This is a genomic window from Bacteroidales bacterium (genome assembly GCA_014860585.1).
Lineage (GTDB): Bacteria > Bacteroidota > Bacteroidia > Bacteroidales > 4484-276 > RZYY01.
This window is the reverse complement of the sequence record JACZJL010000007.1, coordinates 1-12,884: the sequence shown is the minus strand read 5'-3', so window position 1 is coordinate 12,884 and position 12,884 is coordinate 1. Positions and strand designations below refer to the sequence as shown.

The 12,884-nt window shown below is 43.1% G+C and carries 5 protein-coding genes; 4 read left to right on the top strand and 1 reads right to left on the bottom strand.

Annotated elements, in window-relative coordinates; genetic code table 11:
- Nucleotides 1-132: 132 nt before the first annotated feature.
- The 4 genes from IH598_00590 to IH598_00575 all read left to right on the top strand — a co-directional run bounded on the left by IH598_00590 (nucleotide 133) and on the right by IH598_00575 (nucleotide 10,311).
- Entirely contained in the window at nucleotides 133-1,815 is a 1,683-nt protein-coding gene (locus IH598_00590) for a helix-turn-helix domain-containing protein (protein ID MBE0636999.1), read from the top strand.
- A 208-nt stretch (nucleotides 1,816-2,023) separates the two neighbouring features.
- A complete protein-coding gene (locus IH598_00585; protein MBE0636998.1) occupies nucleotides 2,024-2,341 on the top strand; it encodes an acylphosphatase in 318 nt (105 codons plus the stop codon).
- Between the two features lie 10 nt (nucleotides 2,342-2,351).
- Nucleotides 2,352-2,600: a hypothetical protein gene (locus IH598_00580; GenBank protein ID MBE0636997.1), complete on the top strand. Its 249-nt coding sequence runs from the start codon at nucleotides 2,352-2,354 to the stop codon at nucleotides 2,598-2,600.
- A 31-nt stretch (nucleotides 2,601-2,631) separates the two neighbouring features.
- Entirely contained in the window at nucleotides 2,632-10,311 is a 7,680-nt protein-coding gene (locus IH598_00575; protein ID MBE0636996.1) for a choice-of-anchor D domain-containing protein, read from the top strand.
- A 157-nt stretch (nucleotides 10,312-10,468) separates the two neighbouring features.
- On the opposite strand, the gene IH598_00570 is transcribed toward IH598_00575, so the two are convergent.
- Nucleotides 10,469-12,884: T9SS type A sorting domain-containing protein (locus IH598_00570; protein ID MBE0636995.1), on the bottom strand; the 2,416-nt coding region annotated here is incomplete at its 5' end.

Genomic DNA, 12,884 nt, shown 5'->3' with positions numbered 1-12,884 from the left:
TCTGACACTCTGAAACGATCATTTTTCGACAGATACATTTTTGATGAAATGTTTGATGTTATAATACGGGGGATACACTTTGGCTGAAAACATACTATCTTTGTATTTTCAATCAGTCATATCACAACTTATATGTTCGCAAAAGCTAAAAAGATAGTTGTCATAATCCTTCTGGCTGTGGCTTCTCAGGCTTCCATACCTCAACCGGCAAGCACGAAGAAGTTTGACGAACAGTACGAACATGCCGAACACTTAATCGGCCAAACCTGTGATTCCCTGAAACTGCTTCTTGCTCAATTGAACAACAATGAACATCTGACGGAAATCCAACGGGCAAAGCTCGATTTAATGCGGTCAAAGTTTCAGATACTGGATGAAATCTTCTCCTTATCAGCGAATTACGAAGTCCTTCCTTTCGACACAATTTCCAATCCGGGCAATTTATTGGAAAGGGCACAAAATCTAATTATTCAGTCCAGGCCGGATGAAGGAATACCGCTTATCCTCGAATTTATCAATAAAGTGGAAGGCCAAAACGATTCCACAATCTATGCAAAAATTTACCTGGCAGAAGCTTACCGGCAAAAGAAGGAATACAACAAAGGAATCGCAATGATTTATGGGATATTGGGTAGTCAAAATATCAATGTAAAAAACAGGGCGTTTGCCCTGAGCAGGATGGCTGCGCTGATGAATGAAAAGAAACCTTTTGACGGAAACAGAGCCGACTCAGTTGATAAGTACTCAAGGCTTTGCATCGAAATTTCGGAAAAATATCAACTGACAGAATATTTGGGATTATCGCAAAACGAACTCGGGAATAATTACCTCAGGCTTAAAATACCTGATTCAGCATTGTATTTAATTACCAAGGCTGCCAACAATTTTCTGAGCATTCAAAAATTTCCGCAAACAATCAACACCTATCTTAATCTGTCACGTATCTACATAAATTTGGGGGAACCGGAAAAAGCGAAGAATATTTTGCTCAAAGCGCTTGAATTAGGAACCATCGAAGAAAACCGGAATTTATTCAAGTATGCTTATTATTACCTTGCCGACATAAGTTTCAGGTTAGGCGATTACCCGTCTGCTTATGAGTACCTGAAGGTTTCATACAGTTTGATGACCCGGTTTTTTGATGATCGGATTCAGCGCCAGATCAACGAAATGTCGGCCAGGTATGACCTTCAGGAAAAAGAAACTAAAATAAAAGAAGAAGCTCAAAAAATAAGAGGCTACCGCTTACAATTAAGATACTTCATGGTGATTTCACTGATAGCTGTAAGCCTGCTGATGGTTCTGGTAGTTTTTTTCAGATTTAAGAACAGAGCCTATAAAAAGCTGGTTGAACAAAACCTGAAGGCCATGAAACTTGAAAAGCAGGTTGAATTCTGCCTCAGGAATCTTTCGGAAAATGACATTATGCATAAGCTTGGCGCCGAAGACCGCAATGCTGAGCTGGCGCTGAGGTTGGAGAAATTTATGGCCGAGGAAAAACCTTACCTCTGGTGCGACATAAGTTTGGAAGAATGCTGTAAAAAACTAAACACCAACCGTACCTACCTTTCAAAACTCATCAACGACAAGTATCAGATGGGTTTTTACGACCTGTTGTTTGAATATCGCGTGAAGACAGCCATCGAATGCCTGAACAATCCACAGTTAAGCCACCTTTCAGTTGAAGGTATTGGTGAAATGGCCGGTTTTAAATCCAATTCAAATTTTTACAAAAGATTTAGACATTCAATCGGGATGACCCCACATCAATTTAGGGAAATGGCGCAGAAGCTCGAAAAACAACCTCTGGCATAAAATTTATTAATTCCCACCCTTTCAGGTTGTTACATCCGAATTTTTACGCATTGACAGGATTTTTTACGCAGAGACAGTCCGGCGTTTACCTGTAAATTTGCAATTATAACCTATTGCTTATCAATGTGTTGAATATTAATTTACCCACAGACAAACCTATTTACGCAGGGGTATAGTATTTCGCTCAACGGCAGCTTACTTTTGTCCCATGCATTGCTATACTATCCATATCACCGGCGCTGTGTTCAAAACAGGCTTCAGGTATTTCCTGAAAGCTAAAGCCTCATCATTGGGAATAACAGGTAGGGTGTATTATGAAAATGAAAATTCGGTAGGGATAACAGCATCAGGAACGAAGGAAAACCTAAAAAGTTTTGTTGAATGTTGCAGTCCAGGAAACCGCTTTTTTCGGATTAATCAAATGGAAGTTATGGAGGTCCCTCCCGAAGAGTTTTCATCCTTCGAAGTGGAGGATGATAAAACTGAGAATGATTTGGACATGATGATTACTAATGATGAACATTAAAACTCCAGCAATGAAAAAGATTTTCAAAATTTATATACTATGCCTGCTTATGGCAGCCACAGTGGGGCTTCAGGCTCAGGTTATCCCCGGCACATCCCTGAGTTTCGACGGAACCTACGACTATGTTTCCGGAACTAAGGGAATCAGTACAAGCCTAACAGCAATAACCATTGAGGTTTGGGTATTTCACAATATCCAGCCCTGGAGTACCCATCATCTCAATGTTTTATCACCTTCTTGTTTTAAAATGCTAAATTAAAAATATTAATAATTAATCAAATCCTGATGTTATGAAAACAAAAAGCTACATTTTAAACATGGTTAGAATACCTTTGATCATTCTATCCTTTCTTGCAACTCCGGTACTGAACGCCCAGGTCTATGTCATTAAGCAAACCAACAGAAGCGGAGGTTCCCAATATAAGAAAATAGGACAGTCATTTACTACGCGCAACTTCGGTGCAATCACTCATGTCAAGGTAGTCTCATACATAACAAGATCCAATGTTACACTTAAAATTTTCAAGGCTAGCAATTGCAGTGTTATTTACCAGCAATCCGGTATAACACTAAACGGGACTTCAAATATTGCATTAAATTCCTTTCCTGTAGTGGAAGGTAATTCTATGTATGTCTTCGAGTTTTCCTGTAGCCAGGACCTTGGATTTGATCAATCCACAGGTAATCATTACACAGGTGGAGGAGCAACATGGGGCGGATGCAATGGCAGCGGGTCGATAGATCTAGTGTTCGAGGTACAAATTGATGAAACTGAGCCAAAAACTGAAATTGAAATAAAGCAAGGAAGTACGAATATTCCGGATGGCGGTACTTTTGACTTTCATGGGATTAAAGTTGGTACAATCCGGGATCTGACCTTTACCATTTCTAATTCATCAGCACGGCCGCTAACCCTTTCCACACCAATCGCTTTTCAATCAGGCTACGATCCTGAATTTACGATTGTGACTCAACCTGCTGCGACTACACTTCAGAAGAACGAATCTACCACGTTTACAATCCGCTTTTCTCCAGGTTCTGCAGCTTCAAAAACAGCATTACTGGCAATAGCAAATAATGACCCCGACGAAAATCCGTTTAATATCACTTTCAATGGTTCAGGGGGATATCCGGATATAGAAATCAGAAAAGCTTTAAGTTATACTAGTTCTGTTCTCATCCCAAACGGCGGCACTTGTGATTACGGTGGTATCAATCTATACTCATATCAACAGTTCCAATTTTATATTAAAAACTTTGGTTCGGCACTGCTTACCATTTCACAACCTCAACTGGGTGGAGTTAATGCCAATGAGTTCAGATTAATTACGAATCCGGATGGAGAACTGTTACCTGGTAACACAGTTACATCTTTCTGGGTTAGGTTTACACCAACAAGTGCAGGCAATAAAACTGCCTGGATTAGTATTGCCAATAACACCGATGATGACAATCCTTACATTTTTAATCTGCTTGGAAAGGGGCAGGATTATGAAATCAACCTGAAACAATCAACCACCGATATTCCCAATAATGGTACCTTTAACTTCAGTAATACAGATTTAGGTGCGCAAACAGATGCGGTTATTACAATTGAAAACCAGGGGGAATCTACGATCAACCTTACAATTACGGTACCTTTGTCTGTTTCGGGTACAAATGCAGATCAGTTTAATATCATCACCCAGCCATCATCATCAATACCAGCAGGAAGCAATACAACTTTTACTGTCCGGTTTGTACCTACCTCCGAAGGCAGCAAATCTGCCATAATTTCGATAGCAAATAATGACCGGAATGAAAATCCTTATGTATTGAATATAAACGGAATGGGTATTGGTTATCCTGATATGACCGTCTGGGCTAATAATACCCTGATTGATAATGGTGATGATACACCTTCCTCAACTGATGGTACAGATTTTGGGACAATAGCCACCGAAAGCAGCTATATACAGGTCTTTACTATAAAAAATACCGGTAACGGAACACTTAATCTGACAAATTCACCCAGGATCGCCGTTTCCGGAGACAATCCATCTGATTTTATTATTAGCACAATGCCGGATTCATCTGTTATACCATTTACCGGCACTAGCAATTTTCAGATTAAGTTTCAGCCAACGGGAAACGGACATCGTAATGCAGTGATAACGATCGCAAATAATGATGCAGATGATAACCCATATATTTTCTCCGTCAGCGGTCTTGGTGATAATGAGATCAATCCTTATGTTACTTCATATTCGCCTGGTAACAGTGAGCATTGTTATCTTCGACCACAACTGGGTCTTACATTTAATGAAGATGTTTGGGCTGTAGACGGGAAAAAAATTTCCATTTATAATAATGCCAACATTCTATTCGAAGAAATACCTGTTGCAGATCCACGGGTCACCATTTCCGGTAACCAGATATACATCACTCCCGACGATTCATTTACCAGTAATACTGAATATTATGTTTTGATTGATGAAGGTGCATTTTATGATATTGTGGGTGATACATATTCAGGAATCCAAAGCAGTTCAATATGGCGTTTTACTGCCACAGTTGCTGAACCTCCGGGCCGTTGCCTCGAATTTGACGGTGAAAACGATTACGCTTCCACCTCATTAACACTTCCATCTTCCGGAACAATTGAGTTTTGGTTTTATCTTAACAGTGTATATAGTACATACTGTTTGTGGAGTGGGGGAAATAATTCCTGGCTGATGCTTTACACTGCTTATAGTGGCTTTCAATGTCGCATTGGTCAATCTTCTATAGCCACGACTTCAACTTTATCGGCTAACAGATGGTACCACGTGGCTGTTACATGGCAAAGAACTATTAATACTGTTAACTTTTCATTATACCTGAACGGTACGTTGATCAACGTAGTCACCGATAATTCATGGGTTGATCCGGGATCAACGCTTTATATAGGGTCTTCAGATGGTCTGTCTTATTTTCTGAACGGAAAGATAGATGAGTTCAGGATTTGGAATGGTGTACGGACTATTACCAAGATTGAAGACAATATGTTTAAAACTATCACCCCAACCGGGGACCCACTTGATTATCTCAGCTTGTTGGCCTATTACAGGGTAGATGAGTTTCGGGGTGATGTGTTTTATGATGAGTTAAACAATTTACATAACTGTATCTTGCATAATATGACCGATGCAGATTGGGTAAGATCCCTTGCACCTTTCGGCGATTATGGCAAATCAGTACGTACGACCCTGATACCCATAACTGCAGGCGCAGATAGTAAGACTATCACTGCCAGTAGCGATCACCTTAACGATGATGATTTCCTTGGAATTTATGCTACTGGCGAAGGCACTAACCTGGTAACGGATGAAGATTTTGGCAGCAGTGGTGTGACACAACGTAGAAACCTGTTCTGGGGTGCGCAAGAATTTGGTTCCACAGATGCTGACCTGACATTCGATTATTCCGGACTAGCCCTTAGTAATAGTGCTGATCTCAAGCTTATAAAACGCGATAACGCAATTTCACCCTGGCAGGACATTACCTCGACGGCTGTTCATGATCAGGTAAATCATACCTTCAAACTCTCCGGAGTTACCGATTTTAGCCAGTTTGCCGTGGGAGGAACCTCGCTTGGTCTTTACGATCCCGATACAATTTTTGTTAAACACGATGCAATCGGAAATAATGACGGTACAAGCTGGAGTGATGCCTATACATCGCTACAGGTTGCACTCGATAATGCACAAAGTGGCGATCAGATGTGGGTAGCTGCGGGAACATATAAACCGGAAACTGCAATAGGTGGCTTTGGAGACAGGTATAAAGCATTTAAAATGAAAAACAGGATTGCAATATATGGTGGTTTTTCAGGTTCGGAAAACCCGGCAAGCTTTGATCTGGATGACCGTGACTTTATTTTAAATGAAACGATTCTCAGCGGTGACCTGAACGACAATGGCGCCGATAATAATGATGCCTATCACGTCTTCAATCACACCTCCGGAACCACTGTCAACAGCACAGCTATGCTCGACGGCTTCACCATCAGCGGTGGCAATGCAAACGACCCTTTTATAAACAATACAGGAGGCGGGATGATTAATATTAATTCATCACCTACACTTTCCAACTTGAAAATTTCAGGAAATACGGCTGCTGAGAATGGGGGTGGCATGTACAATTATATTTCTTCACCTGTTCTTTCCAACGTTCAAATCAGTGACAATATCGCTACAAAAGACGGCGGAGGTATTTATAATCTGATCTCCTCCCCACAGTTTATTAATGTTCTGGTTACTGATAATGTAGCTAGCCGCGATGGAGGCGGAATGTACGACAACCTTTCATTCTCAAACCTTATCAACGCGACAATCAGTGGCAATACGGCTGACCAGTCTGGGGGCGGAATGTACAATGTCACATCAACGACTCAAATCAGAAACTCGATCATCTGGGGTAATTCTTCTTCCGTTGGAGGCAAGCAGTTTTACATCAAATTTGGAGTAAGTACGCTGAGTTATTCATGCTATTCAGATGAGGTGGGAGATGTTGATACATTAATTGGCTTTTTAATCCCTGATCCAACTGTTATAACAGAAAATCCAAAATTTGGATACCCGGATACCAGCGATTATCGTCTTTATAACAATTCTCCCTGTGTTGATGTTGGAAAAAACGCTTTTAATTCATTAGCTACGGACATTCGCGGTAAGGGTTTTGGCAGAAAATTATACAGGAAAAACGAAAACCAGGCAGGAACCATTGATATGGGTGCCTATGAGTTTAACTTTGCAACCGATCCTAAAGCCCCCTGCATCAATCCTACTTCTGGTGGTGAAATCGCTGCAACTCCGTCCTCCATGTGTATCAGCCAGGAAACCATCGTCTTCACGGCTGTATTATCACCGGCAGGATATTCCGGCGACCTGGAGTACCAGTGGCAATGGTCTGCAGATAATATTTTATTTGAGGACATCCAGGATGCCACCGGCGAAAATTACACCCATGAGGATAACGTTTTTACAACAACCTGGTTCCGCCGCCTTGTGCGTGTTGATTGCGACCCCAATGGCTGGATCAACGCCACTCCTTCCAATGTGGTCGAATTATATATTGAGCAAAGTGCCCTAGCAGGTAATCTTACCAAAGAACCCAATGTGGATACCGTCTGCGAAGGGACATTGGTATCCGCAACTTTGATCCCCGGTTCAGGTGGTAACAATAACGACATATTACAATCCAGGATTTTCGATGGAACCTCATGGTCAGAATGGGAAAGTTATATCTCGGGTACTCCTGTCCCAACTGAAGAGATTACAGCAATTGAAATTCAAACATGGAGGGATGCCGATCTGTGCAGTGAATCAAGTGTTGTAAGTAGTACATGGGTCATAGAACAAACTCCAACGTCTGGCACAATCACGAAAATTCCGGATAATGCAACTGTTTGTGAAGGAGACCTGGTATCTGCAACCTTCTCTGCAGGCTCCGGCGGTAATGGAACCGATATTCAACAGGTAAGAATAAATAATGGAAATGGATGGTCGGAATGGATGGATTATATGCCGGGAGAACCCATTTCTACTGATACCCTTGTTGAAATTGAAATACAATCCTGGCGTGAAGCCGATTATTGCGATGATGCGGAAGCGACTTATGCCAGTTGGGAAGTAAAGAACACTCCTATAACTGGAGATCTTTCTAAAACTCCCAATGCGAATTATGTCTGCGAAGGAGACCTAGTGTCCTCTATCCTCTCTCCAGGCTTTGGTGGAAATGGAACGGATGTAATTCAAATGAGGACTTATGATGGGGATGAATGGACAATCTGGCAAAATTATTCATCTGCAGAAGATATTCCCACAATGGGCTTTGAAGCTATCGAAATTCAAACCTGGCGCGATGATGATGATTGCAATAATGCTGCTATTGTTATGGTGGGCTGGACAGTTGCCAAAGATGTTGATTTCACAGCCGGAGCCATCCAAACCATCGGAGAAACCATCTGCTTCAATACTTTGCCACAGGATATAATTGGGAACGCAGCAGAGGCCAGCGGCGGCGATGAAAACTTCACCTATTCATGGAGATCATCAGTAGATAATTTTGCCAATGAAATTCCCGGAGCTGTAAGTCAGACTTATACACCGGAAGACCCGCTAATTACCACCACGGCCTATCGCAGGTTTGCAAATAATGGCACCTGTAATACAACACCGGAAGAATCAGTGGGAACCTGGACTGTAACCGTTCAGAACGAGTTCAATTCGGGTGAAATTGCAACTACCGGAGAAACGATCTGTTACAACACCAGTCCACAACAAATGATTGGCAGTGCAATAGATGCAAGTGGCGGAGATGAAAATATCACCTACTCCTGGAGATCATCGGTAGATAATTTTGCCAATGCAATCCCGGGAGCTATAGGTCAAACATATACACCTGAAGGTCTATTAACTGTCAACACAGCTTTTCGCAGGTATGCAAAAGATGGGACTTGCAATACTTCATCGGAAGTATCACTGGGAACCTGGACGATCACAATTGAGCAAATCCCTGCAGGCGGCAGTTTATCCAAATCACCGCCCGAAGATGTCATTTGTCAGGGTAGCGTGGTCTCAGCAACTTTAACTGCCGGTTTGGGCGGCAATGGCACAGATGTGATCGAATACCGTTCACATGATGGCAACCAATGGTCGGACTGGGAAAATTACATATCAGGTTTAGAAATCAGTACGAGCGGCACTATGGAAGTTCAAATCCACACCTGGCGTGAGGCCACTTCGTGTGAAGATTCAGGCGTTGTAACTATAACATGGGAAACAGAGCTTTGTTGCACAAACCCCAACAATGCTGGTTCTATTTCTGAGAACCAAAACATTTGCTCAGGAACTGCACCCGAAACCATTGAAAATGAAATAACACCCTCAGGCCTCACCGGCATCCTTGAATACAAATGGCAGTGGTCAACCACCAGCGCCCTTGCAGGTTTTAACAACATTGCAAATAGCGATGCTGCTTCATATAGTCCCGGTAATCTCACTACAACTACCTGGTTCCGCCGCTTAGCAAGGGTAACCTGTGTAACTGATGACTGGGCAACTGCAGCCATCACTGATGCCGTAAAAATTTACATTCTTGGCGAGGAACCAATTGAGGAGCCCTGGTATTCCTGCAATACCCATTCAAGTGCCAACGGAACCTCTGTTTACTATCCATGTGAACCAGGATTGTCCTACAAACTCTCCGCCACCGGCAAATCCACCACAACCAATGATGTATTCCACTTTGTCAACAAGGAACTCTGCGGCAATGGAACGGTGATCGCCCGCCTCGATGAAGTGGAGAATGGCGGCTGGGGCGGTGTAATGATGCGCGAAAGCAACTTACCCGGAGCAAAAACCATCTTATTCAAAACACGGCTTTACAATCCGAATGTAATCATCAGTTATCGCACAACCACTGGCAGCGCCATGCGTAACCTCAGCCAGGTAGCACAACTGATCCGCTGGATGAAAATTCAGCGCAACGTCAATAACTTCAAGGTATTTACCTCCTACAACGGAACCACCTGGCAACAACGTTACAGTGGAACTATCAACATGGGCAGTTGCATCCAGACCGGAATTTTTACCGAGAGTGTGCTGGCTACACGAACTTCCATTGCATGGTTCGACAATGTGGAGGTGGTCAACATCCTCAAGTCCGGAGATGAGTTTGCAGGCACAGAAACCAATGAGCCTGGTGAAGGACAATTCCGGGTAGATATTTACCCCAACCCGGCTGAAGACCTGGTCACTATTTCGATCCCTGAAAATGAAGGTAAAGTCAACTATTCCATCACTGACCTGGATGGACGGGTGATCGAACAATCCAGTTTTACCGGCAGCGAGGCCGTGCTCGATGTGAGCGGATTCAGGCTTGGATTGTATGTAATCAGGATGGAGATCAACGGAGAAATCTTTACCAGGAGGCTGGTGGTGATGTAAATTTATCTTAACCCTGACAGGGTTTTCCAATGGATGCCTCTGGAAGAAACCCTGTCAGGGTTAGGTTTGTAAACAAACAGCCGGAGTTTTAGCTCCGGCTGTTTTATTTATTCTGCGCTGAAAGGGTTTGGGCCACTTTCAGGATGTTGGCAGCCAGCTATTGGATGACCACTTTCTTCACCACAGTCTGGCCGTTGCCGGTAATCCTGACAAAGTAAACACCCGGGTTTACTCCGGTCAGATCGAGTTGATGAGAAACAGCTTTACTTTCTATTGTTTCTGAATGAACCAACTGACCCGATGAATTGGTGACTTCAATACTGAGGACTTCATTCATAGCCGGGATCGTAAGGTTAATCAAGCCATCGCTGGGGTTGGGATGCAGACTGATGGAACTGAGTTTGCCTTCAACAATTGATGTGGAACCTGCACTCATCTTCACAATCATTGACCTGCCCATTTCGGTAAACTGGCCGGCATCGGTCATCAAATCACTAAATGTTACCTCAGTTGGTTCTTCAACTTTTGAAGCTGTGTGATAGGTTCTGAATGACATGGTTTCATTATCAGTCAGTCCATCAAGAGATTCTGTAGTGAAATCATCACCGTAAGCAACGAGAAGGATATTCCCCTTTTCTTCGTTGTATTGGGTGAATCCTGCACAAACGCCGTCGTCAGTAAATACACCAACATAATCACCTTTCGAAAGTTCTCCCAGGGCTGCGCTACTTATGGAAATAAGATGAGCAGAACCGGTCATATCGTAACTCCATGGAGCATCCGGATATACTTTCGGTTGTGCTTTGACGTAGCCGGAAACACTGTTTTTCGCGCAGTTAAATGTAACCTGGCCGGGCTGAATCATATTCACAAGATAACCGATTCCCGGCTCAAGTGTCTGAAGTGTATAAATACCTCCCTGCGGCCAGTATAGCAATTGATTCTGGAGATCAAAAGCAAACAGCAGGCCATTACCAGGTTGATCAAATATTTCATCGGCCGGTATAGGCTGGTCACAGAGCATCGGCACGAAGCTGGCGCCTGAAGGCAAAGAAACAGTTTTATCTGCAGGCATCTCACCGGTAATATCAATGCATCCGGGTTGATTCATTTTGATTTTATAGCCATTGAATACATTCCAACTGCCCAACGTGTTTATATTTTGTCCGGGCCAGTAGATTCCATTTTGACCAAGCATGATGGTTACTTTGTTTTCAGCATTCAGGCCGGCAAAAATATCATCCAATTGAGGATTATCCGGCTGGAAGTAACTTGAAATAATACTCCAACCTGTCTGCATACAAATCACCTGACCTTCGCCGGGGATTGATAATACCTTAATTGTGAATTGGCAGCAGCCTTCGCATCCCGTTACAGGATCGGAATAGCAATAATCAATATCATACAAGCCAGCTCCTGCTGAAGGATCAAAATAGTAATCAACCCCATCGAAAGTCACTCCAACACCGGAATAAGCACCTCCCAAAGGTGTTGCCATATCGAGGAGTAATAATGGATCATTAACATAAATTTCAAGTAGTCCGGGACATTCGGGGATGGGAGCCGGTAGCACAATTACAGTAACCTCGGCAAAACCCTCACAACCATTTTCATCAGTTACCGTTACAGAATAATCACCAGAAACAGAAACAGTAATGCTTTGGGTGATCTCGCCGGTACTCCACAAATAAGATACTCCTTCTGTAGCGGTCAGGGTGGTTTCTTCTCCTTCGCAGAATTCCAGATCGCCAGTTATTTCGACCAACGGTAGTGGGTGAACAATGACGGTGACTTCTGTAAAACCCTCACAACCATTTTCATCAGTTACTGTTACAGAATAATCACCAGAAACAGATACAGTAATGCTTTGGGTGATCTCGCCGGTACTCCACAAATAAGATACTCCTTCTGTAGCGGTCAGGGTGGTTTCTTCTCCTTCGCAGAATTCCAGATCGCCGGTAATTTCTATTAGTGGAAGCGGATGAACTGTAAAACCAACACTTGCTGAAGCATCATTGCACAGATCTTCGGCAACAGCCAACAGCGTGATGGTGACATCACCAACATAACCAACATTCAGATTGAACACATTTGCCGTGACTTCACCTGCTGTTATCGGATCAACCGTCCAGATCTCCTCAACTGCATTTTCGATTATCACCCCCGTAAAATCAATAGCATAAGCTTCCCCTTCGCAAACATCATCTGCTGTTGTCGGGAAATTGGTTATTGTGGCATCTTCGCAGGTGATCGGCTCGTCGGAAACTGTAATTAAAAATTCACAACTTTGTGGTCCGCAGATGTCCTGAATGGTGTAAGTAATCACATGACCTCCAAGTCCGGCCAACGCGGGATCAAATACGTTTGTTCCAACTACACCGGCGCCGGAGTATATTCCACCCATCGGGTCTTCGCCGGTGATGGTGAATGCAGGGTCAGTGATCAGGACATTCATGCTGGCCGGACAAGCCGGGATTGTTACCACCAGGTAAGAGGTGGTTACCTCTGCATAACCTTCACAGCCGTTACCATCGGTCACTACAACCGAATACAGCCCTGCCATCATAACAGTG